The organism is Vibrio sp. 10N.239.311.G01, from assembly GCF_041465805.1.
Lineage (GTDB): Bacteria > Pseudomonadota > Gammaproteobacteria > Enterobacterales > Vibrionaceae > Vibrio > Vibrio crassostreae_C.
Window position 1 is genome coordinate 1 of sequence record NZ_JBFSRM010000038.1, and the last position, 26,480, is coordinate 26,480.

Sequence of the window (26,480 nt, forward strand, 5' to 3'; positions counted from 1 at the left end):
ACCCTAAACTTGCTGGTGCCGTAAATGCAGCACCAGAACTCGTTGAAGAACTTGTAAAGCCTGACTACTTATTAATGAAAAGAGTTGAACAAGCTTTCCACATCTTGAATCAATTACAAATTAACGAAACCCCTAACTCCCCTACACCATGGGATGAAACGATAACTGCACTGAGCAGAGTTCGTACGTATATGAAAGATATAGCAGACGCACCGGCCCCTCAAATGGCAGCGTTGTCTGCAGCACAACACCGGATGAGTAGTACGGATGCCGATCCTCTGATTCGTTTAAAACAAATTGCACAAAAATCTCCTGAGCCAGTAAGAAGTTGGCTTTTAGACGTAGTTAACCAGAGCTGGTCCGTGATGATTTCTGAATCATCAAAAGGAATACAGACTCTTTGGTATAGTGAGATCTATTCTAAGTTCAAAGAGTTAGGTTTAGGAAGGTACCCTTTTGATCTAAGTGCAACAGAAGAAATTTCGATCGAAGACTTTGAGCTGCTTTTCGCATCGGGAGGCTTGCTTGATGCATTTATCGATAAAAATTTCGCTCCTTTTTATGACACAAACCTATGGACGCCAAAACAAGTAGAAGGTGAAATTATGCCTCTCTCACCAGAACTACTTGTTCAGTTAAGAAATTACAATGTCATCAGAGATACACTAATCAACAAGAGTACAAACCGTTTGTACCTTCCATTTAGTGCGAAGGTACTTGATCTGGATTCGAGTGCGATCAGAGCAAGCTTAAAAATAGCGGACTCAAATATCAACTATTACCATGGTCCCAGCAGAATTCGTGAACTTGAGTGGCCTCCTCAAAATGGAGATTTCAATATCAGTATAACAATTCAAGATGTAACAGACGAAGGTAAACAACATGTACTGAGCAAGAATGGTCAATGGGCTATCTATCGGTTATTTGGTGACTCAACGTTAACAAATACCCATAACGGTAGCTTCGTGAGTGATATAAAAGTATCAGGCAGAGATCTGAGCTTGCGAATCACTCCTTTGACTCAGAAAAACCCGTTTACGTTAGCGGAGCTGTATAACTTCACTCTACCCGAAGCCATATAGTAAAAATACAAATACAAATACAAATACAATAATAATTCAGAAAAGGCAGAACACATGATGTCCAACATTAGTTTACAAGGCTTAGACAAACTAGATCGTAAAATTCTTTCGAATCTACTCTCCAATGGGCGAGAATCGATTGCTAATCTTTCTCGCAACATCGGCTTGTCGCGAACAGCAGTCGCTGAACGCATCAACAGACTTGAAAAAACCGGTATTATCAAAGGGTATACGGCACAAATAAGAGTAGAAAATGACGGGAGAAACACCGGTTTTGTCCAAAACCTTCACAGGCTGAATTTTTACCTATGGCACTTTCTAACTCGAAAGTGCCCTTTTCTGCGTTAACGTAATTACTCAGTAGCAGATCACGCTACTGAAATCACCGTACTTTTTCTTATATGCCAAAAGTGTTAAAAAGATAAGAGAACATCGAATGATGCTCTCTTAAATATCGGGGAGAGTACAGCTAAATAGTAAACACATTTCAGACGCGAATGAGTGTATACAAAAAGGCCGCAATCAGCGGCCTAGTTTAAAATCTACTAATTCAAAGTTAAAGCATCAATTTGAAGCTCTTTAAGTGTGAGATGAAGCTTGGGAGTCTCTGCTTTTGTAAGCAAGCTAAGAACTCATCTTGGCTCATTGGTGGCCTTTTTAATGAAGCTCTTTGTTGCTGAGCAGCCTTAACGCATGCGCTACTGTCCAATTCGAACATATCGCACAGGAACTCGTCTGGATGTATTGCTGTTAGACCTAAAGGCTCGAGTTCGCAAGAAGGAAAGTCTTTTAGGTTGAACGTAATGATAGACTCAGCCTGACCTTTAATGGCGGCAGCTACAACATGTCTATCATCAACATCGGGTAAAGTAAGGCCATCAATTAAAGACTCATACCCTTCAATCAAGCAGTCTGGAACATTTGCGTTCATTAACTGTCGAGTTCTTTGCAGTTGTTCTGCATTTAGCTCTGGCCTATTTTTCAGTAGATTTCGAGTCCATTCATCATGTATCTGTTCTGTCCATCGCGCTCTAAACAGGCCAGTATTGGCCAAGTACATTAGGTAGCTTCGGAGTGGAGCTGGGTACATTACACATGCGTCTAGAATTACCGTATATGACGCCATTAATATCCCATATCCATTTCTTGGTCTAATGCAGATAGTTCAGCAAGAGCAGCTAGTCTGTTCTCTTCTAGGCAGTTCTTGTACTCCATAAGATCAGTATAAGCTACCTTTCTACGGTTGCCAGTACGGCTAAACGGAATATCACCTGAATCAAGAAGCTTAATGAAAGTAGGACGAGACATGTTTAGCATATCAGCACCTTCTTGCGTTGTGAGTTCCGCATGAATAGGTGTGATGCTAACAGAGTTGCCTTGACCTAATTGAGTAAGCATCTCGATCATCATATTTAATGCGCTTGCTGGAATAGTTACTTCGTGAGTCTTACCAGACTTATCGACAACGTTAATCCTTTGAGCTTCACCATTAATTTCTATAACGGCTGACAACTCTTGGCTACCAAGCTTAGCCAGTGCCATTTCTTCAGCGCTTGGCAATTTTGTAGCAGTATTCATCGTGTTTCTCTCTAGTTTTTAGTTTCTGATGTCATGGTATACAAATCTTCTCACCATGACATTATCCGAAATATTCGAAAAAAGTCAACATTCGAAATATTCGAAAGAAAGAGAGTGTCACATTATCGTTGGACTTAGTGCTCATAGGCGGCCTAGTTCAAGGTCTATCAACGCATGCTTAACTATCTTTAATCATAGTACTTCAATATGTAGTGTATGAGAGGAATTGGTCAGCCAGATGTAGGCTAGCTGAATGATTATAATATTAGAAGTAATTCGAAAGGTCAGAGTGTTCTATGATTCATAACTCGGAATTGTCCGAAGATTAGTTTCAGTTATATCTGTCATGTTAAAGCATGCGGCAATCGTTTACGCCTCGTTATTCATTCGTAACTTGCCATCTTTCTTGTTGTGCCTGTGAAGTTGTCTGATACTTCGATACGTTTCATTTCGATGTTCATGGTGGGTTCGATTTTTTTAAGACGTGCTATATCACTGGCGATTCGTTTACAGCCTAAAAACAAGATGCCATCGAGTGGTGTTATGACATCTCCAGCCTTGAGGCAATCAACGAGGGAGGTGGCAGAGAGTGGTGTTTTTGTCCCAGCAACGTAGCGGGTTGCCACAAACTCATTCGTATAGTGGATTTCTCTTGGTAACATTTGTTCGCTTTTGGCGTAAATCATTCCGCTTTGTTTACCATTAATAACTCGATGCTCTTTATACACTCGTGTTTCCTCGCCTATGGTGGCCATAGCTTGTGGTGCGCGTGTGATGAATAAGCGAAAAGGTAGATCTTCACTTGTGATGTAATCGACAAGGTTAAACGCTAATCTTGCTCTCGCGATCTCTCCGAGTGGTTTGTCACGACAGATTTGTAGAACCTGATCCCATTGGCTGGTCAGTCGAGTGCTTTCTTTATCGCTTCTAACTTTAACCTTGAGAATATCGTAGTGAATTATCTTTTCCATGGTTAATTTGGCCTTCCGTTTTGCTTGCTTCGTTAAATTCCAACCTAACATTATTTTTTTATAACAAATTAAAGCAGTTATCCACAAAGTTGGGGCGTAACCTGTCTAAAACCTTCGTCGGTTGAGTTTATGCTCATGGTACCAAATAGATCGAAATCACCTAAAAATGCCGATAATTGTTTTCAAATTGAAGTAAAAAGCGCCAATTATAAAACTTATCGCGACACTAAGAGGCGGGTATATTCGTTGACTTCTAAAAGAGCCCAATGATGGTTACTTTGCAATTGGAGTAGATTACCGCCAGTGCTCCTTGAAGCGAAAATTAGAGCAACTGCCATTGATTTCTTGAGAGGTCATGGGGGTTGGTTAATCTCTGCACCCTCGTTAGGGTACCAATAGGCGGATACCTACTTATAAGCTCTCATCCTATCCAAATTCACGAGTTGTGATCTGATTTAACTTTTTGGTGAAATTACCTCTGTTAATCCCTAAAACCCTAGCAGCCTTAGACTGATTACCGCGCGTATGAGTTATCAACTCAGTAAACAATATTTCAAACACAGCAGGAGTCACCCAAGACATATCAGGGCTAACTGATTGTTTATCAAACCATGTCGGTTCCAGTTCTGCTCGGATAAGTTTTTTTAAATGGTCTTTGTTGATTGGGGTTAGTTGGTCATTCATAGAAGTTGAAGGTCATTAAGGAACTTTATCATTCTGACAAATTTACCATGAAATCGCCTTGAAATCAGCCGACGCGGGAAAATACGAATACGATGGATAACTGTCCAGCGCAATAAGCAACGAGGACATTTTTAATCATAAGCTCAAAGCCATTCGTTTCTAAAAACACTCGACCAATCCCTGTCCGGTGATGCCCATCATCAACATAAAGCTCACCATCTCTATTACACAGAGACCAATTTCGCTTTTCTTCTTAAAAAGAGTAATCAGGATTGCTTTGAAGGTTTCGAGCATAACGCTGACCACATTCGAGACCGTGAGGATTATCAGCGCAAGGAAATAAACCACCCAAGTTTTGCCAGCATGTCGGGGCTCTAGACCCCCACCCCGTCGGAGAGGTGAACATCCGTGACTTACCTTCGGCATGCGTAAATTTTTTTCATATCAGAGCCCTACACCGCAATACCATTAGCCAACAACCGTTCAATTGTTGGCCAGCTCATCTGCATACGCAGGTAATTACCTAAAAAAGCACTGCATTTCACTCTCAAGGAACCACGATGCCTAGACCTAAACGCGCGTCCGGCAACCACTTTACCCGTGGCGGACAAATTACTTTTCACTCCATTCGGATGTTCTTTCAAGTCAACAATACCTTAGTCTACGCCGCCATTTGGTCGGTGATAGCGCTCACTGGCGTTCTTACCTGGCTACGCGCGCCCGATAACGCCTTTTGGTCTGTGTTCTACTACTGGCGCAATCATATCTATGCCAGCTTTGGGCACAATCTTAACAGCGAAGTCACGACGTTCTGGAGTGGAAAACGCTACGTTGGCACGCTCGCCTCCCAACTGGAAAATACCCAACTCATCAGCCTTTATGATGACGTCATTCGCCAAGCACAAATCAACTTCTTAATTGCCATCTGTATTGCCTTCGCTATTTTGATGCTCGCCATGAGTTTCTTTAAACGACAAGGCGAAAAGCAAAGTGAAGATTTCCACGTTCGAGGCTTTCAATACGCAGAACCCAAAGTGCTCACAAATGATTTGAAAAAACGGGCAAAGAAACTCAAAAGACAGGGTGTAGGCAACGGACGGATTTCTGATTTCAAAGTGGATGGGCTGGCCTTGTTTAAGCGTGAGTTTGAAGTTCAGCATATGCTCATCGACGGCACCACAGGGGCAGGTAAATCCGTCATGCTTCGTAAACTCCTGCGCTGGATACGTAAACGTGGGGATAAAGCCATTATTTATGATAAAGGCTGCACCTTTACCAGTAAGTTCTTTGACCCTAGCCAAGATACCTTACTCAACCCCTTCGATGAACGCTGCGCCAATTGGGATGTCTGGTGTGATGCTAAGGATGCCCCTGATTTTGAAAACATTGCGAACGCGCTTATCCCGCAACATGGTGAAGGTGATCCGTTCTGGGTTGATTCCGCACGGACTATCTTTTCTAGTGCGGCGTATCGCATGAGTAAAGATAATAAGCCCTGCTCGACCGCTCGATTGCTCAGCCTAATTTTAACCTCAGAGCTCGAAGCGTTGGGTAACTTCCTGCAAGGCACAGAGTCTGCTTCCCTAGTCTCCAAGGACATCAAAAAGACCGCCATCTCGATTAAGTCCGTTTTGGCCACTTACATTAAGAGTCTGCGCTTTTTAGATGGACTGGATGAAAAAGACGGTCAAGGTCAACCCAAACGCAAGCCGTTTTCCATCACCGCTTGGGTACAAGATGATAAACAAAAAGGCTTTTTATTCTTATCCAGTAACGCGCAGCAACACGCTTCACTGCGTCCTTTAATTTCAACTTGGCTTGCCATTGCCTCTAACGCTATTTTGGGACTCAAAGCCGATGAAGACCGCCGTATCTGGGTGATTATGGATGAGATGCCTAGTCTGCATAAACTGCCTGAGCTGGATAACATCATTTCAGAAGTGCGTAAGTTTGGGGGCTGTTATGTGATTGGTCTCCAGTCTTATGCGCAGCTCGTGAAAACCTACGGAAAAAATACCGCGGACGTTATTTTTGATTTACTCAACTCTCGCTTTTACTTTCGCGCCCCATCAGCGCAGATGGCGCAAATCTCATCCAAAGATTTGGGTGAGCAAGAGGTGGACGTCTCAAGAGAGAACATTTCTTACGGTGCAAATGCGTTGCGTGATGGGGTATCGATTGGTCACCAAACCGTCACCCGCCCTGTTGTCTCTAGCAGTGAAATCCAAGCCATGGATGATTTACAATGTTACCTTCGCGTACCAGGAAGCAGCTTTATCACTCAATTAGAGTTGCACTTTGATAAGATGCGAGATGTGACACCAGCCTTTATCAAACGTGAACACACCCTATCTCCAGCGATGATTAAAGCATACCAAGAAGCCGTTTACTGTGAGTGTGTTGCTCCAGGGCTTTTCCTTAGTGAAGAAGAGCGTAATGCTCTCTCAACCCGCCAATCAGAGCAATTTGACACTGCAGAAGAGATGAAGCTCGAGACAGCCCAAATCAAAGAAGCCACGCAAAGCAAAACGGTCAAAAATCTTGTCAATGATGATGCAGAAAATCTCAAATCAGACGGTCACTATCAAAAGCGCGCTCAACAAGATCTCGAAGAGTCGGCGATATCTCAAGATATCGGGATGGACGATATATCTGAATGATGAAAGGGAAAATAGCTAAATATTACCATGAGATGATAGAAGAGCAATTTATATAAATAATGAATAATTTAATATATAAGATTATTTTTAAGGCGTCTACTAAATAGGGGTAATTATATTTTCTATAAATCATAAACCACCTTAAATCTAACCTCAGTCAGAGTACAGGGTAAATTATAGAGAGGTCTTTATATGGAAAAGCAAAGAGAACGACGTCAATGGGGAACTTGGATAAAGAGTGTTTTCATCTTTTTTATCGGAGGGTTAATTTTTAGTTCACAAACCTATGCCCAAGGGAAAAAAACCTACACTTGGTTTATCAATAAGCCAAATAATGCAACCTCGTCAGCTCCTTCCTTGAAGGATCTAACTGTAAATGACATCTTGAGTGATGAAGATTACTTGAGTAAAAATACGAAAGAAAGACAGACTGGTATTCTCGTTGATGGGGTTATTCAACCTTGGGTTTATCATTGGGCTAGAATAGAAGATCGTCTAGATCCAGATACTGCCTTAAACAAGCTAAATCATCGTTATACCGCCCTAGTCCGTCCTAGGGCTACATTAGAAAGAATTCCTGACGCTATCACTAGCCCTGACCGTGTTCGATTTGATTATTGGGATTATCTTGAAGGAATGGTCTTTTGGGGAGGAAGCTCTCAAGAAGGCACAATTTTAGCCCCTGACCCTCAATGGATTGAAGAAGCTCATGTGAAAGGAGTCAAGATTTATGGCAGCGTCTTTTTGCCTAGTCTCTCCCATGGAGGAAATTTTCAAGATTGTCGAGATTTAGGGACAGTCAGTTTGATGACAAAGCTCATTGAATTGGCTGACGGACTGAATTTTGAAGGATGGTTTTTAAATGTTGAAAGTTTTTCTGGGGAGCAACAGCGAGAAACCTGTATTAATCAAATTGATTCAGCGCTAAGTGACAGTAGGATTACTACATTACAACAAGAAAAAAATATAGAATTTATAAAATATATTGGTTCAGAGGGCTATAGTGGTTGGATATCAGACGCCGATATTACTCCAAATGGCTTTATAGAACCAAGAATGAAAGCATCTCCTCATAGTAATGAAGTCGATTATTATCTCATTAGTGAATATGGTGCAGAAGCTTTAAACGAGATCAGAAATCCTGCTAAGTTCAATTCAAATAAGCAATATCTTATGTTTCCCAATGCTTCTTATTGGGGGCAGTTAGATCAGACAACTAAGTATACTATAAAAGTAGGTGCCCGAAACAATGCGGAACAAGTCGCCAAGCAATATTGGGAAGGAATGTTGGGTAACGATGAGCGTAAAGAATCAGAGGAGTATAATTGGAATGGTGTTTCTCAATATACTAAGAAGCGGAGTACAGATGCCCAGCTAGAACGTTTTCCTGTTCTTGCCTATCAGGATATTAATTTTCAAGGATCCTTGACCCATCTTAATTACGGAAGGTCTTCTGCTGAAGAGATAAATGCTATAGGAGAGATTTCGTCGATTAAGGTAGGGCCAAAAAGTTACGTTCGCTTATGTAAAAGTACTGATTATTCAAATTGTTTGACTGTATGGGGGCTGGATCTTGATTTTGTGGGCGAAGAAATGAACGATTCTATTGTCCATCTTGAGGTTGGTCCGCTTGAACTATACCCAGAAAATGTTGTTTTCTATACTGATCAGTACTTTCAAGGCCAAAAGTTGACTCTTGATCGAACTAACGCATTCTATGATACAACTGACATTTACGACAGGGCATTCTATCGATCAATTTCATCTTTGGTTGTGCCTCCAGGGAAAAAAGTACTCCTTTGTAATACAAGGACGGAAGACAGTTGTCAATTTCCCTATACTGGTACGGTAAAACTCGTAGCTGCCTCTGACAATGACGTCACACGTGGGGTTAAGATAATTGACCAACCGCAATTAACTTTAGCGACACTCTTTGCTCATCGAGACCAACAGCCTCCATTGTTTGAAATGCTCCAGCTTAACCATGTTTACAATGCTTCAGAGCTAGGGGATGTAGGTATTACTAGTTCTTCTCTTAGGTTGCACGATAAACAATATCAAGTGAAAGCTTGCCTTCAATCTAACCTAGGGGGCACATGTGATATCTACTATGCTGATAGTAATTATTTTGGTGATTTAAGAAATGACTCTTATCGCTCTTTTGTTATTGAAAAGCGTGATTTGAATAATGTTATAGGCCTCGCTTACATGGACCTTCAGTTACATGGACCTCAATATCCTTTGCTGACAGGGACGAATGAGAACTTCCCTGATATTTTTAGGGGAGGGATCTCTTCAATAAAGCTGCTCCTACCCGGCTATGAGTTTTCTTATTGCCTTACCGATAATCAACAAAATTTGGAATGTACTGGTTATAGGAGCAATGATTCTCTTGGTTTATCATCTGATTATGATGATAACAGAACCTTATCTATACGTATTCGTGAATAATTTTTTTAGGGTCAAGAAGGACTTTAAATTGAAATTTAAGGGATCCCAATAAGGTTAGCAATTTCGCCTTATATCCTCGCTCGATCGGGCGGGGATATAAGGCGTCAGTCGCGATAGCGGCTTAATCTGGTGTTAGGTGTTATTGGCTTTCTACATATGCTTTAAGAGTTTCTATTGTTGCCCCTCCTGCTGTACAAGCAAAGTAATATCGCGACCATAAGCAGCGCTTTTGCTTTGCCTTGTTAGGTGGGTATCCTGCAATCTAAGCATTCTTGATGATATGGATTTGAGGTTATTCACCATCACGCTAATTGACAACTTTGGCGGATATGATAACAAGACTAATAGGGAAAATTTGCAGAATGGAACGATCAAAACACTGCATTTTAATAACTTAAATTTCCAACGCTAGTACTACTTGGAGAGCCTCACCCACTCTTGCCTCACGTTGTTTCCCTCAATGGAGAGCACCAATGAAACCAAGATTCCGACACAAACGTCAACACAGTGCGCGATTAAAAAACTAAAACACCCACCATGATATGTCCCCTGAAAAACAACCCGAATCACTCTTTGTTCTCGATATGCTCGACGGCAACGACTGGTGACCCCTTGTACTCACTAATCCAGCTTACGCAACATAGAGGTTACACCCTAGAGCCTTATCATCACGATTAATCACTCAACCCCCGTCCCAAGCCTTGCCATTGCAAGGCTTTTTTACGTTCATTTATCAAGGAATTACCATGTCAAGTAAGACCATCTTGAATTCTGACCATTTACCGATATTAAAAAAACAATTACACACTATTCTCAATCAACTTACCGATGCTGAAATTATTTCAAACAGCCCAATTAAAAAAAACACATGGTTATCGATTTGTGCTCAAGCGATAGGTTATAGCGACTGGGACGACTTAAAAGCGCAGACAGTAACGCACCACGTCTCAGCCCATAACATTGTATTTAACCAAGTGTCCATTATCCCTTTTATTCAGAGCGTGAGGGTAAGTCTAGGAGAGCACATCGACAACATTGAAGGATTTGCCTGTGTCATTCTAAGGAACTTAACTCCCGAAGAGCGAAACGCCATGAACGGCAAGGAAGGTGATCTTCCACCCTTACCCAAAGCCCCGACGTCCTATACATTAGAACTAGGTCCCAATACTGTTTATGCTTCCGACCTTTTAGATTGGCTCTGGCCTACCACCAAAAATCACCAAGTGGCCCCTATAAATAATCACTATTTAGAGCACGTGAAAGAAAAGCGAATTAACTTGAGTAAGCCACAAGTAAAAAAGCGCTCATTAGATGTTTACCCGCGCTCTGGCATGTTAGTAAGGGACATCTTAGGACAACTGGTTTCAGAGGGGTATCTAGAATTCAACGACACGCAAACATGCGTATCTTTTACACAAAAAGGTTTCAATTATTTAAATGGAAAAATGACCAACGAATATGACTCTGAATGGAAAGGATGGTTTAAGGCGTTTGTAGCTCATATCAAAAAAATCCCATACCGATACATCAAAATAGATTGGACACCCTATATCTATTTATATTCACGTGGAATGTCCCCCATTGAGGCGGCAAAAAATCTTGAATGGTCAGAATGCTACACTCAAGCGCACTCTGAGATCCGCTCCGCTCTTAAACACCAACTCAACATCAACTTACCTCTGTATCCCAAAGAACGATACCTGCAATTTACGCCCAGAATATTTCTGACACCTGAGCTTACCAGCAACAAGGTAACAGACATTCATTTTGAATTTATAGGACCCGACTGGGCTAAACCAAACGGCAATCCAAAAACAAAGCGCTTTTGGCCAAACAAACGCTACGTGTCTGTTTATTTAGATACCTCCCCCAAAAGTCGAGGTTGGTATGCCGTCATCCCCGATGAGGTTGATTGCTTTCAAGTGAGCTACAAATGGACAAGCCGGTCCCATTCTTTTTCAAGCGTCACCCATCATATGACTTACCAGTTAGAGCCAAATATAGAGTGTGCTCAAGATTGGCTGTATGGCAATGAGTGCATGAAGCATTCTGATTCTTCGAAACCAGCAATGGCCGCCGATGAATATAGCTTTAACCGTCTAGAATGCCTGACTCATGGCAAGCATTTAACCAAGGAAGAAATAATAGCGTTAGACCGATTTAAAGCGGGCATTACGTCCATTCACATTGATGAAAATGGCGTCACCATTCACGAAGAAAGAACGTTAACCGCTAGCAATTCATTTGCTTGTGTTGGGATCATTTTGTAACCGCAGTAACAGCACCCACCACTCAATTCATCGCCATCATTGGTGATTGGCATTACACAAGGGAACACCGTCATGCTTTCTATCAGCCCTCTTAAATCCGCTTCTGGCGCTGCAAAGTACTACCTAAGCGAAGAAACCCCCAAAGACCTACCTGACGTCTCTTTAGAAAAAGATGCCGGTGATAACTATTACCTCAAAGAAAAAGACCAAGAAGAAAACACCTTCTGGCATGGCAAGCTGGCCATCGAAGCGGGACTGGCTGGCAAACCCGTAGAGCAAGCCACCTTAGAATCGGTCCTCTCAGGCAGTCTTGGTGATGAAACTATTAAAGGGAAAAGGGGGAAACACAAATCAGGCTTCGACCTGACGTTTTCTGCGCCTAAATCCATCAGTGTTCTCGCGCTTATTGGCGGGGACACCCGCCTAATAGAAGCGCATAACAACGCAGTGAAGTTCGCCTTAACAGAGCTTGAAAAAGACGTTGCACAAGTCAAAGTCACTCATAAGAAAGGCGTTCAAGAATACGAAAATACGGATTCGATGATATTTGCGGTCGTGCGCCACAAGACCAGCCGTGAAAACGACATGCAAGTGCACTCGCACGCTCTCGCAGCTAACATGACTCGAGACCAAGAAGGGGATTTACGCGCTTTATCAACCAGCTTAAAACAAAAAGGGGGCGTCATTAACGGCACAGGCGAGCGCATCTACAACTTCCAAAAATACTACGGTATCTTGTACCAGAGCCAATTAGCTAAGGAGGCAGAAACCCTCGGTTATTCCACGCGAGGCGTCGGCAACGGTCAGTTCGAAATCAGCGGTGTCCCTCAGCCTATTCTTGATGCATCGTCCACTCGCAAACAGCAAATTGATCAACGCACACTCGATTTAGGCTTTGACTCTCGCGCCGCGCGAGATGTCGCGACCCTCGACACTCGTAAAAGCAAAACCCACCAGAGTAACGACAACCTCAACAAACAGTGGCAAAGCACCGTAAAAGACCAAGGGTATGAACCCGCAGAGCTTGTCACCATGGCGCAACAAGTAAAAGAAGCGCAAAACACCCCACCACTTGGTGAAACCAAAGCCGCCATCAGCAGAGCCATTGACCATCTAGGGCAATACAGCACCGCGTTACACCTTGAAAAAATCATTGAACTCACCGCCTCAGAGTTCACCAAAGGCGGCGTGCAACTCAACGCCCTTGATATCAAAAAAGTCGCGGATGAAATGATTAAGCAGGGCGACTTGATAGGACTCAGTCACAAAGGGCAATACACCACCAAAGGCTTAATTGATAACGAACAAGCGCTTATCGACAGCACCCAAGGTCGTGCGCATCACATGCGCACCCACGTTGAATCCAGCACGCTCAACAAGCTCGCTATCTCTGAAAACCAGCAGCGTATACTGACCGACCTGTACCACTCCACCAAACAGTTCCACGTGGTCAATGTGCATGGCTCATCACAAGATATTGCGCAGCAACTACTCAATGTAGGTAATCACAGCGGTAAACGTGTCCAATTGGTCTCCCAAAGCGTGAAAGCCAAGGCTGATAGCATGGAGAGCGTACAGCGCAAAAGTCAAACACTCAGCGCTTGGGTTGGTCAGCTCTTTTCAGAAGAGCAGCGCCACACCACCCACAGCTTATTGCAAAGCGATACGCCGCTGACCAATAAAGATGTCTTGCTCATCGATGACGCCAATAAGATGAGCGCCAATGAATTGTTGGCCCTCACCGATAAAGCCAAACAATCGAGCAGTAAAGTGGTGATGCTTAACCGCGTATCAAGCCGTCAGGGATTTAAAGCCAATAACGCTATCTCGCTGTATCAAAAAGGCAATGTGGAGAGTCATTCTTGGGTTGGCAAGCGAGCCAGCAACACCAACGTAAAACTGCATGACAATGATACCGATAGGATAGCGCGGGTGTACGCCGACCTCCCCGATAAAGCCAACACGCAAGTGATTGCCACTTCCAGCGTCGAGCAGCGGCGGTTAACCGAAGCGATACGGGGCCAGCTCAAAAATACCGGCGCCCTCGCCAGACACGAAACCACCCTATTCACTCAAACCCCTCACCACCTCTCTAAAGCGCAACAACCCCTCGTTCAACACTACAAACCAGGCATGACACTCACCCATTGGGAGAAAAACAAACCTCAGAGTTTTGTCATCGCCAGTATCGACAAAGAGAGCAACACCATGACCGCACTCAGCAAACGCGATGGACAATCACACACCTTTGACCCGTCCAGTCGCGCCTTTAAGCACATGAAGATGCAAATCAATAAACCGCAAAGTCTCAATATCGCCCAAGGCGAACGCCTTCAAACGCTAGGCAAACACTTCCCTGCTGGCTTGGACGCGAACCAAAGCTACCTTGTCACTCACATTGACAAAGAAAGCCTCACGCTTGAGAGCAAAGGGGAAACGCAGCGCGTCAACTTAGAGAGCCTAAAAGACGCGCCGCTGCAATACGACTACGTTCATAGCGCCCACCATATTGAGCCAAAAGCCCATACTTTACTGTCAGGCAAAGCATTTACCCTATCTAAGCCCCTGATAAGCGACCTGACTGAAAAAATAGAGCGCCTTGATATCTTCACCGACAAACCAGACAAAGCCCAAAGCGCACTTGAAAAAGAGCAGGTCTCCCCGTCAGCCATTGAGCGTGTACTGCAGACGCAAAACGTCAACGACCGCTACCTAAACGACGCCACCCAAGATTTGCTAAAGCAGGATGTCAGTCAGGCACTGTCAGCACTAGCCAAAGCGCAAAACGCCCCACTCATCGAAAAAGCGGTCAGCTTTGCCCTGAACCACCTCTCAGAGCGAGAAGCGGCTTTTAGCCAAAAAGCCTTAGTAGTGGAAGCGGTGCGTTACGCCTTTGAAGAAGCCGGAGGCTCTATTACCAAAGAGCAGGTTGAAACAGAGCTGAATAAACGCAGCAACACCCTCTCTGCAGAGTACAGTGACGGCACACGCTGGACGACGCAAGCCGCGCTGGAGACTGAAAAGCGCATCTTACAAAACATCGATGATGGTAAAGGCCAACATCAACCTTTTGCAACGCCTAAGCAGGTGCAAGACTTTTTCGATACCAAGCCTCGCTTAACCCAAGGGCAAAAGGACGCCATCACCCTTATCTCAACCACCAAGGACAGCTTTGTGGCCATCCAAGGGTTAGCCGGTACAGGTAAGTCCACCATGCTTGAATCCAATATTGAACTTATCCAGTTAGTCAAAGAAGCCAGCCAGCAGCCAGAGCAAAGCGTCATCGGTCTTGCGCCCACTCACGCAGCGGTAGCAGAGCTCGAAAGCAAAGGCGTGAAAGCGCAAACCCTGGAAAGCTTGCTCTCTGACATCCGACAAGGCAATCGAGAAGCCAGTGACTATCAACACACCTTGTTCTTTCTCGATGAAAGCTCCATGGTCAGCAACAAGCAAGCCGATGAGTTCACAAAGCTGGTCAATGACAGTCAGTCCAAAACAGCCAAATTGGGCGATAAAGAGCAGCTTTTATCACTCAGTGCCGGTAAACCCTTTGAGCTGGCCATAAGCCAAGGCCGCATCGATACCGCTTACATGACCGATATGGTACGTCCACAAAATGACACCCTGCACAATGCACAGCAAAACACCATTGATAAACAGCCACTCAGCGCCCTAGATAAACTCCAGCAGCAAGCCCCTGATACTCAAAGCAACAGTCAACATGTCATTTCCACGTTGGATGAAAACGACAAAGACCGACGCAGAGCGCAGCTCACCGCCACAGAGAAGCTGCCCTACATGGTCGCCAAAGACTATTTAGAGCGCACCCCCGAAACGCGAGACAACACACTGATTATCGCGTACACCAACCAGGAGCGAGACACCATCACCGAACACATCCGTGTCGGTTTGATGAAACAGAGTGAGTTAGGCAAAGAGAACGTCGTCGCAACCCGGCTACGCTCAATCGGCGCCACGGGTGAAGAGCTCACTACCATGATGCCGTATCAAAAAGGCTTGATATTGAGCACCAGACCCGGTGAGTACGCGACAATCACTCACGTTGACTCAGAGCATGGCGTGGTGACACTTCAAGACGCAGCGACAGGTAAGACTAGGCCATTCTTACCGCGCAACCGTGACCACCGCTTCACCACCCTGTTCTCTACGTCAGAAAAACCACTCTCAACGGGCGATAAAATCATCACCCGTTTTACCGATAAAGAGCGCAGTATCAAAGCCAACGTGGAGTACCGCATCACGCAAGCGACTACAGACCGTGTTATCGCTCAATCTAAGACAGGACAAACACTCAACCTTAACCCTAATGCGCTTAAAGACGGGCACTGGGACTACGCTTACAGTCGAACCGCAGACATGGCGCAAGGGTCCACCTATCAACACGTCATTAGCGCGATACAAAGCAAAGGCGCACTGACCAACTTAAGACGCGCCGGTATCGATGTGACTCGTGCCAGTCAGCACATTCGGCTCTATACCGACAACACAAAACAATTGGTCAAAAGCTGGCTTTCTAAAGAGAGCCATAAAGCCAGTGCGATAGAAACCCTCAACCAAATTCCACCCAAAGACACCACCTACTTTAACCGTAATGCACTCCCTCATGAGGACGTCCGGTTCCAAAATAAAAGCGGTGACTTTGACTACAACACATTTAGGGAGCACATCAATACGCAGCTACCAAAATACACCGAAAGCCTCGCCATTCAGTTATTAGGCCAGCCGAATCAATCCAAATCAGACCGGGATTATTTAACCTTTGGTATTGGAAAATCGGCCATTAAAGTCACCTTAACTGGAGAGCATCGCGGGTATTTCAAAGACTACACCACAGGCGAAAAAGGCGCATTGATTAACCTAATCATGAGTCATAAGGAAATGAATTATAAAGCCGCGATGAATGAAGCGCACAAGATGATCAACGAACCGGAAAAATATCAACTGGAGGAAAACAGTAAACACGACAAATTACTGAGCACCACCCCAAGGCATATTGCGCAGTTTGAAGAACGGGCTAAGGATTATATCAATCAAAGCTTACCGATGGATAACACACTGGCCCAAACGTACTTAAACAAGCTCGGTGTCAATAACATTGAAAACAACCATGTAAAATTCCACCCGGCGGTCTATTCATCCGAAGATAGATCCCTTCACCCTGCAATGCTAACCAACATCCACAATAAAGAAGGCGAAACCAAAGCCATTGAAGTGACCTATTTAGACACTCAAGGAAATAAAGATACCTCCCTAGACATTAACCCAAGAACCCTAGGGACGAAATCCAAACAATTAACAAGATTCCATCAAGGGGAGAATTTAAACACCACCATCATCAGCACATCGATTGAACAATCGTTTCTAATTCGAGACCAAACCCAAGGACAGATTGATATTATTAACCTCAATCATAAGAACGACATTCAAAACATCTCTACCGATGAACTAAGACAGAACATCATTATTGTATTAAATCATGGCAATCACGATTTAAACCCGAACAACATTGAAAAAATCGTCGAGAACTTTAATGGCCGAGACATCCAATTCATGTCAAATGATAACCTTAAAGAGGACATCAAATCGTGCATTGATAAACTAGAGCGAGATAACAGTGCACATAACCTTGAATTAAGTGAGCCGCACACGTCTCATCAGGAGAGGGAATTAGACACCTTCAACTATAATGAGAAAACAGAACTCGACAGCCAATCATTCGACCACTTTGAGCCAAAAGAATATTCACCTCAACAAGAGATGGAATTTAATCAATCAGAGAAAGAGAGACATTGGGAAGACAGAGAAATCGACAGAGAGTTAGAGCGATAATAAGAGGGTAGCTGCTGCTACCCTTTTTTTTCGCCTGCAAGATAAGCATCCACTTTTTTATCCACATCAGCGGAAACCAAATTACGCATTTCTACTGCATCTTTTTTATTTTCATGGAACGCGACACCATCAAAACTTTGTGTGTGGGTTAAATTACCCGTCCCTTGGATCATCCTGATCCGTCGATACATCTCTTCCATCAACTCGCGGTTAGACGGCCGCTCATCTTCCTTATCGTTCAGTTTGATCCTCAATGCCAGCGTGAGAAGTTGCCTGACGGCTTCCGCATCACCTAACTTTTCTCTGTCTCTGAACACCTTAAAATCTTGCTCCAATTCACCCCGAATGTAACTCTGTACAGAAAAAGCTTTCGCCATAATCCCACCATCCTTTCTTAGATTTCCCTCTAAACAACACTTTACCTACATTACAATTAAATCACATGCTTGCAAAAAAGCTCACTATTTATCATTAAAAACATCGAGTTAATTGCTAATAAATCACTAGTACATCACTTCCACTTTAAACAAGCTCTCAGACCTTTCTCGAAAAGGGATTAAGTACAATTGATGCATTTATGATGTAAATCTACATTGGATTTCAGCGGCTAATTAGTTGAAATTTTGAAAATTTCCCCCCCAAAATATTCACTCTTCTATTTATATCATAAGTTATTGATTGTATTGTCTTTATGTTTAAAGCAGACAACCATTTAAATCGTTTTCGATTTAGCGTGGTGTGTGGCGGTAAACTGAAAGCGCAGGGGCACTAAATAAATTCTTTTTCTTTGGTTCGTATTTTCGCTAAGAGGTTGAATTATCCATAAAAAAAGCCCCTATTGAAAGGGGATGGGGTGTATATTTGACCACACTACTTTTGAATTAACGTCCAATTTTCTTCTTACAGGGGCACTTTGTTAGGAAAAACGCACGCGAAAAAAGTATTGTCAGATGTCAAAATAGTTTGTTCGATTCCAATAAAGTTTGATCACTTTTTGGCTTTAAATCCGTAATTAGCTAGGCACGAGTTATCTAATTTCTGCCCCATTATAAGGTAGACCTTTTACTCATTCACACCTTGTTAATGTGTGTTTCCCCTAATAAAAGTTATCTGACATTAGCAGTTGTCAAAGTTATACGACACAAAAGACATCATCGTGTTGCTTTTTGGCTTGGTATATCGTTTCTATCATTACTCAAGTGATGTAATACTCTCAACTTTAAAATGATAGTGATGTGCGTGACTTTAATCACAAATTTGAGTGCGAGATAAACCTATAGAAAAGTGAAAAACACATGCGATAAAGCCAATTGATTTGCTAGTCTAGTTACATTGATTGGCCTTCATGTCTTTAAAGTCGATTATTCAATCGTAGTGACCATTCATTTCCACATTACCTATTCAAATCGCCCAGAGATAAAATAATAGGCTCTAAATAATCACTGGGCCCACCATGAATCAAGAGCCACCAAGAGATATTCTTAAGCCTACTTCAAAACCCTGCTCTCGAATTGGTTGGGTAGTGGAAGTTCATCCAGAAAAGAATCGAGTCAAAGTAGATTTTGAGCATAACCCATTTTCTCAACCTCTCTGGGCGTCAATAGGCCGTGCTTTTACTCAGTCAGAAATTTTTATGGCCATCGATAATAAACTCGATTGCCGAATCTCTTTTCTATCCGAAGATCTTACCATTCCAACATTGGTTGATATCTATATTTCTTTGCTTGAAGAGCAAGAGCTTGTTGTTAAAGCAAAGAGGATAACCCTTGATGCAGAGGAAGAAGTGCTTATTGGCTCTGGGACGACACAAACCAAATATAGTGGAACGGATGGCCGTATCACTACAACAGCCAAGCATCTTAGTAGTAGCGCTGAAAAAATTCATAAGATCCAGGGCGCTAAGGTAAAACTCAACTAATCCACTTAATCTAAGTAGGACATATTAATGGCAGTTACAATAAGTGCAAATGGACTCAGTGTTGTCCATAAAGGCTCGGGAGGAGAGGCGAATGCTACCCTGCCTGATGTGTGCCTTACTACAGTCGGTAAACCTGTTGTACCAATCCCTTATGGAAATAACGCGAAGTCGGCAGATTTAGTGGAAGGCACTACGACAGTCACAGCAGATGGCGGAAACAGTATTGCTTTAAAGGGCAGTAAGTTTGCCAAGAGCACAGGCGATGCGGGCGGGGACAAGAAAGGCGTAGCATCGGGTACGATAGAGGCCGAGGCCGAGTTCATTTCCGCATCACCGAGTGTCATCATCGAAGGGAAAGGCGTGGCTAGGTTGTCAGACCAAATGACAATGAACAAGGGCAACACCATGTGCCTAGGTGGGGTTCAAAACCCTGCTGTCACGGTCACTGAAGATGAAGACGGCACTTACACTGTCTACATCAAGGCTCGATACCCGGATGGTGTACTTCTTAAGAACGCAGATTTTGACATTACCGATGTCTCTGGTGGTGCTCTGTCTCCTGGTCACTTTGATAACTCTGGCAAAAGCAAAGTATCAGGCTTAAAGCCGGGTCAAATCAAAATTCTGGTTAAAGAAAGTACGGATGAGTTTATTGCTACCCCGGTTCGTTTAACCAACCCACACTACCTACCCGATTACAATGATGATGACTTCTTTGATAGGTCTGCTCAGGGACAGCAAACCTTCTGGCACCCGAATCGTATTGCCCCGCCAGTAGAAGGCTGGGGAACCATGGGACCTAGCCTCACCGCTGACCGATATTTTGCCGATATTGTGGAAGCAGAAACGAAAGCCCACTTCGAGTTTAGACACCCTGATTTTCATTTCAGCGTATTGTCAGAATCGCTAATCGCGGGAATTGATAGTCTCTCTGATACGAGTTTTGATAGTGTACTGGCGAACGGGTTACCAATGGTGATGGAAGAAGGGGAAATTTTCTCCGTCTTATTTCGTTTACCCAAGCATGAAACCGCAGACCGTATGCTGGCTTACATGCGAGCTCGTGGTAAAGGTAATCCTCAGGTTTTCATCAATAACTACCCTTGGGATAAGGCTAAGAATATACTCAACTCTGAACTAGAGAGTCTACTTAGTAAGATAAAAGGGCGTGTGGAATCTCTTAAGTCCGAAGCTAGTCGGTTGAATTATGATTACTTGTCGTCTGATATCTATAAAAAGCATGTGAGTACCATTGATACCTATGCTAAAAAATTGTCCGATAACCTCAGCCAAGCTTTCAAGCGTATGGAAAATAAAGCTAGTCAACTTATGGATGATGTGTCAGATGTCTCGGTCATTCAAGCGCCTGATCATGTTTACTCTGCCGAAGCAGGGACTATCGAAGTAGTCGTGAATGCGATACCGAAAATAGAGTTAGAGGAGCAGAAGTGGATTAAGATCCGTGCCGTTCACGATGACCTGTGGGGAACGCCTGTTTACGCTAAAAACCTCAAAGTGATAGCCAATGGCTCCGTTCCCCATAAAGACAAATTGGATCTCAATCCATTGCCGCAAAGAAGTACGGCCTCAGAAACTATGGATCTGGCGTTAGAGACCCAGAAGACAGAGGGAGGTGTAGTGGTGGTCGATGATCTCAAGCCCAACACAGACTCTGTCACTATCGAGTATGAAGGTGAACCAGGCATTGAAGATAAGATTGTAAAACAACAGGAAGCTATCGAGACTTATTTGGACGGCCTTTTAAACACAGTCGCGAAAGATATGACAGGTTTCCAGAAACAATGGAACGAAGAAGGTGTACTTTGTTTGGGTGATGGTGTGCTTGAAGGGGCTAAAGCTTGGGGTGCTGATGTGGTGGAACTTTTCTCTCCCGAAGTCTGGGGCGAGATGGGCCATACCTTAGCAGATGCCACCACCGATGGTTTTGATAAGCTCTATATTTACGCCAATCAAAAATACAATGCATTGGAAAAGTACACCGCCGATGCGATGAAAGGAACGGAAGTTCAGTTAGCTCAAAGTGATTTACCAAGCTGGGTAAAACAGGCGGCTTATATTTCCAGTATGGCGCCTAACTTGCTTATTGCGGCCAGTGTGGATGCGTACGAGAACATTGATGAGGCCATTGATGATGTGCAGCTTTGGTGGAATGAAGGCTCAGACGATATGGCGCGCAAGATTAAGTGTATTGCAAGACACAGAGAAGCGATTTGGAATTTGCCTACGCTCTTTACCAACAACGATGTTAAAGGCGTAGAAAAGTTCGTTGACACTGTTGTGATGGAGTTTGACCCTGAATGGGCAATGGAAATCAAGGAGAGTGAGTTTTTCCCTAAGGCCTTGGCGTTGATTAATGATGACAACAGCATCTTGCCTTTCTTTACATACTTGAACCTGATTATTGAAGCTGTCCCACCTAACTTCTATTTCTACCACGTGGGTAAAGCAGCTGCGTATATTGCCATTGAAGTGGTGTTAACCACAGTGATTGGTTTGCTAACTGGGCCAGCAGGGGCAGCCGCCAGAATTGCGACGGTTACAGCGAAATTTACCATGGGCGTTAAAAAGGTTGGTGCAGCCTCTCATGCCGCACAAGCACTAGAAACCTTTACCAGCACCGTCGATGGTTTAGTCGACATCTTGCCAGATTACGACAAGTTAGCGGGCCATTTGGCATTGCGCCGTAAGTCCGCCATAGCAGACAAACGGGTTAATAGTACCGCTCAAGTGGAAGAGAAACATGAGCCTAGAAAGGGTAAATGTCGACTGTGTAAGAGTGAAGAACATAAAACGCCTCGGTTGTACCGGGGTGAAATCGAATATGTATAGGATAAGTTATCTATGGGCACACTGATGAGTCAAGAGGCGGCAGAATCGGATTTCGTCGATGGTATGATTGAGAAAAAAGGCTATCGTAAGCGCTGGGTAAACAACGTAAAAAAATTATCTGAGCACCCTTATAATAATGGTATCCATATGGATACCCATCATATTATTTCGGCAGAAGCAGTAAAACACAGTGAGCTGGGTGAAAACCTAGTCAACAAAGGCTACGACATCAACCAGTTATCGAATTTGGTCGGCTTTCCTGCTACTTTGCCGGGTGCATGTCAACTCCATTGCCAATTACACCGCGGCGATCATATCTTTAGCCGACCTAGGGAAGAACCTTATCATCGTTACGTTTCTGGAGAGTTGAGAGATCCAGAGATAAGAAAAAAGATTAAAGACTGCTATGGAAAGACTAAGAAAACAGAAACCGAGTCAGAGATACATAAGCTGCTCGACCCGATTAGTCGTAAAGTGCTAAAGAAAATCAACAAAATTGAAAGAGGGCAATTTTTTTCATTACCGTTGACCAAAATTTCCCAATACTTTATTCCAGGAGGACCCGGCTGCGCCTGCCAATTCGATATTATCAACGCACAAACCAATCCTGATAACTATTGCAACAGTGACCGGCTTCACTATCAACTGGGCGAAAGAGATGGCAAAGACAAGCGCTATCAAACCAGTAGTTCCCCATGGAACACCAAAACGATCACGTACCAAAACACCAGATGGATACCCAAGGTAGGACAATGAGCCAATACAACGACCAATACTATATTGTTTTCGAAAATTATGATGAAAATACTTTGTACCTAAAGCCTCAAAAGCATTCAGCCATGAGGGATTACGAATACACCAAGCTAAGTGGTGATGAGCCAATGCTTTTTGAAAACTGCTATCGTGATGAAGATTTGGTTCGAGGGGTTTCTAGGCCAATTAAAAAGGCTCACTTAGACTCAACCTACCCAGTATTTTCTGATGAAATTAAACAATCTCTTGGTAATATAGACAATGCATGTTGTCAGGTTTACCCCAGCGTGATCGTAGATGATCATGACAAATATCATGAGGGCTATTGGGTGTTTAATGTATTTGAGAAAATGGATGTTTTGAATCTAGAAAAGTGTCAGATTGATGATTATGACCCGGAAGATACTAGACACACAATTGAGCAGTACTATTTGGATGATAACAAGTTGTCTGCGATGCCAGAGAAAGAACGCTTGGTCTTTATGCCAAAATTCAGCGATTACCCTCATATTATTGTTCATGAGAAAGTAGTAAAAGCGTTCAAGAAACAAAACGTGGATACGCTTAACTTTGTAAAAGTCTCTGATTGGGTAATGGGCCTCCAGTTTGTAGAGTCTTAATGGACCAGTGGGCTGCTGAAGGCATTGGGGAAATCTGCATTTATAGCTTAAAACTAGGTATTCAAGAACAATAACTTTATTTGCTGTTTCTGAATATATGTAAACTCCCCAAATAGTACAATTTGATCTGCTTCAGCGATACTGGACAATCACGTAAACAAATTTGCCATACTTTTAATAATTCATGCTTCGCTAAATTAGCAATCTTGCTAAATCGTTTTTGTCCAAGAGTTTCTTTGGTTGAATTTTTACCCTTGGCACTTTCTAGCTCGAAAGTGCCCCGTTATTTGGTAGACCTTTTACTCATTCACATCCTGTTCATGGGGTTTTGCCCTACTAGAAGTTATCCATTCTTCTAATGCTGTTCGTCGTGAATCCCCGTGTTGTATCACGGGGGTAAATTCGACCTAACAATCAGCACTCACATAACCCTGCTCTAGTTGCAAGCTTGCGCGCTAGTTCTTTATCGCTTAGCTATGTAGAAAAACTCTTTTCAACAGTTGTTATGTTACTAAGGAATAGTTACTAGATGGTTATCATATAAGCGTATGAATAATATGGTTATTTTTTTGATTTCTTTAGTTTCACATATACAATGATATTAAATCAAACGGAGGATGAAAAATGATCAATTCTAGACATCAATGGGAAGAACAATTAGAAAAAGCGAAAATTCAAGGCGATAAATCTCAGATAGAAACCTTTAGTTATTTATTGTTAACTTATACGGATGATTACTTTGAAAAACTAGAGAAGTTTTATAACTTACTTCCATCTGATGGAGATCTTACGTTACTCGTTCTTAAAGGACACTTGTTGATCGAAAAGCAAGTTCGCTCATATGTATATAACCATTTCCCAAATCAAGCAGTATTAAAAGATGTGTTTAAAGATACATATAGTTTATTCAATGCTGGCAAAGCTTATGCAGATCCAGACTGCGCAGAGACACTAGCTTTATGGGAATGTTTCTTAAAACTAAACAAGATTCGTAATTTGTTGGCACATGAGCTAGATCACATAGGTTTACAGCACAGAATAGATGATTTTCTCAAAACGTCGGATCGTTTTATTTCATTTGGTCCTGATAATGATTCTGTATATAGCCGTATGCACAATACTATTAATGCTATCTATCAAAAAGCACTTTATCTCTCAACAGTTCAAGAGAAGAAATATCAGTACTTTAAAGAGCAACGAGCATAAATTTAAAAGGTTCATAGCAAAGAGGCCAAACTCTAGAGCCTGGCTTCTTTTTCCTTGATATAACTAAAAATAGGGAATGATCTAGCCTATTTCTTTATATTTACTATAGCTCTAGCTAGATTAAGTAGATGCGTAGAAGTCTTGATCTCCAACTCAACTACCTGTTTTATAGTGATATGTCACTGTTTGTTGATGAAGACTCCCCGTAAAATAGTATTACAAAGAGTTAGATAGAAGAACTTTTCATTTACTTATAGAAACTTTTATCTAATAGTTGTTGATAATTGGAGAAAAATGGTGCGATTAGAGAGTGTCTTAAAAGAGATTGAACCGAAATTAGCGAAAGGGCTCATTCCTAGAACTGGTGACGATGGTAAGTTGGTTGATTTATATTCTGTTGTCTTTTACTTTGAAGGGTCACCGTTATATTTGCTTGAGAGGATAGATGGCAACAAGCTTATTCTAAAAGCATGGGATGACAGACTGTTTTCCTTAGATGCTTCTTCAACTTTTGAAATGATGGAAAAACTTGATATCCGTATAGACCATTATCATGGGCTAGCAAGCCATACTTATTGGTCTATTCGGGATTATGTGTTCAATGAAAAGACAAGGTTGTATAAGCTCAAATCTCTGTACATTTTATCAAAATATCATGTACCACAGCTTTTGTTTAACCGTAAAAAGCTTCAATTTCCGCATAGAATGAAGCTACTGGACACACTGATAAACTTCCAACTGAACAAGCCATCTAAATCATTTTCCTCGCATGAAATCATGACTCAGCTGTATTCTCCGCGCTGGTACCTTCACCCCAAAGGTAAAGCAAGTCGTAAAAGGATGGATTTGTACTTAAACTCTTTTGTTTCCTCTGGCGAGTTAATTATAATAGACAGAGGTAATTACAAAGTTACGGGTAAAGCGATAGCTACCCTAGAAATTTATCAAATGGAGAGGGCTAGAGAAAAAAGGACACAGACCACCCAAACAGCTCTAGTAATTTTGACATTATTACTCGCAATAATAGGAATAATCCAATCTGGAATCTTGAAAGTTCCAACACTTCTAGATTTTACTAAATTTTAGTACACATATAACTAGAAATTCATGAGTGATTCCCAACGCTTCGAATTTTATTCCATCGTTGCGTTGGGTTTCTTTTTTGTAACGCTAGATTAGTATATTCATAAAGTTTTTCTCTTTATATTTGCTATCGCCCTAGCAAGACCAAGTAAATGTGTTGAAGTCTTAATCCCAACTTGTGACTGTTCTCACAGTTTTAAAACACAGTTCAGCGACTTCTTCCTTGGTCATTTGGCACTCTAACTCTCGAAAAATGTAATTCTTACTCATTTCGCGATACTTCAGAGACAAAACCTCTAAATACAAGAGGTTGCAATGAATTAGTGATATATGCACCATTAAACATAATCAGACAAAGTGCGCACTGTACAAAGGCGTATTAATTGGCAAATTTGCCTTATAAAAAGTTATTCATGAATCACTAATATTAGAATTCCTGAAACTCATTTTTGTCCGTGCGACCTGAGGTCGTATGAAGCGTTGTTCACCGCTTAACGAGTGAAC

The 26,480-nt window shown here is 42.6% G+C and carries 16 protein-coding genes and 3 pseudogenes; 12 read left to right on the forward strand and 7 right to left on the reverse strand.

Annotated elements, in window-relative coordinates; all coding sequences use genetic code 11:
- Together AB6D06_RS20880 and AB6D06_RS20885 are read left to right on the forward strand one after the other, a co-directional pair.
- Window positions 1-1,082 (forward strand): type VI secretion IcmF C-terminal domain-containing protein (locus AB6D06_RS20880; RefSeq protein ID WP_372111708.1); only part of this gene is annotated, 1,082 nt, incomplete at its 5' end.
- A gap of 54 nt (window positions 1,083-1,136) precedes the next feature.
- Window positions 1,137-1,346, forward strand: a pseudogene (locus AB6D06_RS20885) (Lrp/AsnC family transcriptional regulator); the annotation flags it as partial.
- Between the two features lie 292 nt (window positions 1,347-1,638).
- On the opposite strand, the gene AB6D06_RS20890 reads toward AB6D06_RS20885, so the two are convergent.
- From AB6D06_RS20890 to AB6D06_RS20905, 4 genes are all read right to left on the reverse strand, one after another.
- Window positions 1,639-2,208 (reverse strand): PIN domain-containing protein, encoded by a 570-nt coding sequence (locus AB6D06_RS20890; protein WP_017098631.1) that lies wholly within the window; start codon window positions 2,206-2,208, stop codon window positions 1,639-1,641.
- Window positions 2,208-2,660: a helix-turn-helix domain-containing protein gene (locus AB6D06_RS20895; RefSeq protein ID WP_048667525.1), complete on the reverse strand. Its 453-nt coding sequence runs from the start codon at window positions 2,658-2,660 to the stop codon at window positions 2,208-2,210. Before AB6D06_RS20895 ends, AB6D06_RS20890 begins: the two co-directional genes overlap by 1 nt.
- Before the next feature lie 383 nt (window positions 2,661-3,043).
- On the reverse strand, window positions 3,044-3,631 hold the full coding sequence (locus tag AB6D06_RS20900) for a hypothetical protein (protein WP_229648121.1): 588 nt from the start codon (window positions 3,629-3,631) through the stop codon (window positions 3,044-3,046).
- 426 nt (window positions 3,632-4,057) lie between these two features.
- Window positions 4,058-4,315: a helix-turn-helix domain-containing protein gene (locus AB6D06_RS20905; protein WP_016800114.1), complete on the reverse strand. Its 258-nt coding sequence runs from the start codon at window positions 4,313-4,315 to the stop codon at window positions 4,058-4,060.
- 560 nt (window positions 4,316-4,875) lie between these two features.
- Between AB6D06_RS20905 and traD the strand changes: the two genes are divergently transcribed.
- Both traD and AB6D06_RS20915 read left to right on the forward strand, forming a co-directional pair.
- Window positions 4,876-6,975, forward strand: coding sequence for a type IV conjugative transfer system coupling protein TraD (traD, locus tag AB6D06_RS20910; RefSeq protein WP_102561054.1), 2,100 nt, complete (start codon window positions 4,876-4,878; stop codon window positions 6,973-6,975).
- Between the two features lie 192 nt (window positions 6,976-7,167).
- On the forward strand, window positions 7,168-9,426 hold the full coding sequence (locus AB6D06_RS20915; protein ID WP_102428832.1) for an endo-beta-N-acetylglucosaminidase: 2,259 nt from the start codon (window positions 7,168-7,170) through the stop codon (window positions 9,424-9,426).
- A 139-nt stretch (window positions 9,427-9,565) separates the two neighbouring features.
- On the opposite strand, the pseudogene tnpA reads toward AB6D06_RS20915, so the two are convergent.
- Window positions 9,566-9,768, reverse strand: a pseudogene (gene tnpA / locus AB6D06_RS20920) (IS200/IS605 family transposase); the annotation flags it as partial.
- 404 nt (window positions 9,769-10,172) lie between these two features.
- Between tnpA and AB6D06_RS20925 the strand changes: the two are divergent.
- Window positions 10,173-11,696, forward strand: a complete 1,524-nt coding sequence (locus tag AB6D06_RS20925; RefSeq protein ID WP_102533714.1) for a hypothetical protein — start codon at window positions 10,173-10,175, stop codon at window positions 11,694-11,696.
- Between the two features lie 72 nt (window positions 11,697-11,768).
- Window positions 11,769-17,546, forward strand: a complete 5,778-nt coding sequence (traI, locus tag AB6D06_RS20930) for a conjugative transfer relaxase/helicase TraI (protein ID WP_372107103.1) — start codon at window positions 11,769-11,771, stop codon at window positions 17,544-17,546.
- 17 nt (window positions 17,547-17,563) lie between these two features.
- Here traI and AB6D06_RS20935 read toward each other — a convergent pair whose 3' ends face one another.
- Window positions 17,564-17,923 (reverse strand): hypothetical protein, encoded by a 360-nt coding sequence (locus tag AB6D06_RS20935; protein WP_016800120.1) that lies wholly within the window; start codon window positions 17,921-17,923, stop codon window positions 17,564-17,566.
- Window positions 17,924-18,999: 1,076 nt separating this feature from the next.
- Between AB6D06_RS20935 and AB6D06_RS20940 the strand changes: the two genes are divergently transcribed.
- The 6 genes from AB6D06_RS20940 (at window position 19,000) to AB6D06_RS20965 (ending at window position 25,979) form a co-directional block, all read left to right on the forward strand.
- On the forward strand, window positions 19,000-19,464 hold the full coding sequence (locus AB6D06_RS20940; protein ID WP_017097876.1) for a hypothetical protein: 465 nt from the start codon (window positions 19,000-19,002) through the stop codon (window positions 19,462-19,464).
- Window positions 19,465-19,491: 27 nt separating this feature from the next.
- Window positions 19,492-22,314, forward strand: a complete 2,823-nt coding sequence (locus AB6D06_RS20945; RefSeq protein WP_372111716.1) for a PAAR-like domain-containing protein — start codon at window positions 19,492-19,494, stop codon at window positions 22,312-22,314.
- Between the two features lie 12 nt (window positions 22,315-22,326).
- Window positions 22,327-23,070 (forward strand): AHH domain-containing protein, encoded by a 744-nt coding sequence (locus tag AB6D06_RS20950; protein ID WP_017097878.1) that lies wholly within the window; start codon window positions 22,327-22,329, stop codon window positions 23,068-23,070.
- A complete protein-coding gene (locus AB6D06_RS20955) occupies window positions 23,067-23,687 on the forward strand; it encodes an imm11 family protein (protein WP_017097879.1) in 621 nt (206 codons plus the stop codon). Before AB6D06_RS20950 ends, AB6D06_RS20955 begins: the two co-directional genes overlap by 4 nt.
- A gap of 624 nt (window positions 23,688-24,311) precedes the next feature.
- Complete coding sequence (locus tag AB6D06_RS20960) at window positions 24,312-24,893, forward strand: hypothetical protein (RefSeq protein WP_102535559.1); 582 nt, start codon at window positions 24,312-24,314, stop codon at window positions 24,891-24,893.
- Window positions 24,894-25,187: 294 nt separating this feature from the next.
- Entirely contained in the window at window positions 25,188-25,979 is a 792-nt protein-coding gene (locus AB6D06_RS20965) for a hypothetical protein (protein ID WP_372101348.1), read from the forward strand.
- 165 nt (window positions 25,980-26,144) lie between these two features.
- On the opposite strand, the pseudogene AB6D06_RS20970 reads toward AB6D06_RS20965, so the two are convergent.
- A pseudogene (locus tag AB6D06_RS20970) lies at window positions 26,145-26,261 on the reverse strand (regulator); the annotation flags it as partial.
- Window positions 26,262-26,480: the final 219 nt, after the last annotated feature.

What these genes read in the sequence shown, in the direction of transcription:
- AB6D06_RS20890 (WP_017098631.1), bottom strand. Translation starts at nt 2,208, where the DNA reads ATGGCGTCATATACGGTAATTCTAGACGCATGTGTAATGTACCCAGCT.
- AB6D06_RS20895 (WP_048667525.1), bottom strand. Translation starts at nt 2,660, where the DNA reads ATGAATACTGCTACAAAATTGCCAAGCGCTGAAGAAATGGCACTGGCT.
- AB6D06_RS20900 (WP_229648121.1), bottom strand. Translation starts at nt 3,631, where the DNA reads ATGGAAAAGATAATTCACTACGATATTCTCAAGGTTAAAGTTAGAAGC.
- AB6D06_RS20905 (WP_016800114.1), bottom strand. Translation starts at nt 4,315, where the DNA reads ATGAATGACCAACTAACCCCAATCAACAAAGACCATTTAAAAAAACTT.
- traD (WP_102561054.1), top strand. Translation starts at nt 4,876, where the DNA reads ATGCCTAGACCTAAACGCGCGTCCGGCAACCACTTTACCCGTGGCGGA.
- AB6D06_RS20915 (WP_102428832.1), top strand. Translation starts at nt 7,168, where the DNA reads ATGGAAAAGCAAAGAGAACGACGTCAATGGGGAACTTGGATAAAGAGT.
- AB6D06_RS20925 (WP_102533714.1), top strand. Translation starts at nt 10,173, where the DNA reads ATGTCAAGTAAGACCATCTTGAATTCTGACCATTTACCGATATTAAAA.
- traI (WP_372107103.1), top strand. Translation starts at nt 11,769, where the DNA reads ATGCTTTCTATCAGCCCTCTTAAATCCGCTTCTGGCGCTGCAAAGTAC.
- AB6D06_RS20935 (WP_016800120.1), bottom strand. Translation starts at nt 17,923, where the DNA reads ATGGCGAAAGCTTTTTCTGTACAGAGTTACATTCGGGGTGAATTGGAG.
- AB6D06_RS20940 (WP_017097876.1), top strand. Translation starts at nt 19,000, where the DNA reads ATGAATCAAGAGCCACCAAGAGATATTCTTAAGCCTACTTCAAAACCC.
- AB6D06_RS20945 (WP_372111716.1), top strand. Translation starts at nt 19,492, where the DNA reads ATGGCAGTTACAATAAGTGCAAATGGACTCAGTGTTGTCCATAAAGGC.
- AB6D06_RS20950 (WP_017097878.1), top strand. Translation starts at nt 22,327, where the DNA reads ATGGGCACACTGATGAGTCAAGAGGCGGCAGAATCGGATTTCGTCGAT.
- AB6D06_RS20955 (WP_017097879.1), top strand. Translation starts at nt 23,067, where the DNA reads ATGAGCCAATACAACGACCAATACTATATTGTTTTCGAAAATTATGAT.
- AB6D06_RS20960 (WP_102535559.1), top strand. Translation starts at nt 24,312, where the DNA reads ATGATCAATTCTAGACATCAATGGGAAGAACAATTAGAAAAAGCGAAA.
- AB6D06_RS20965 (WP_372101348.1), top strand. Translation starts at nt 25,188, where the DNA reads ATGGTGCGATTAGAGAGTGTCTTAAAAGAGATTGAACCGAAATTAGCG.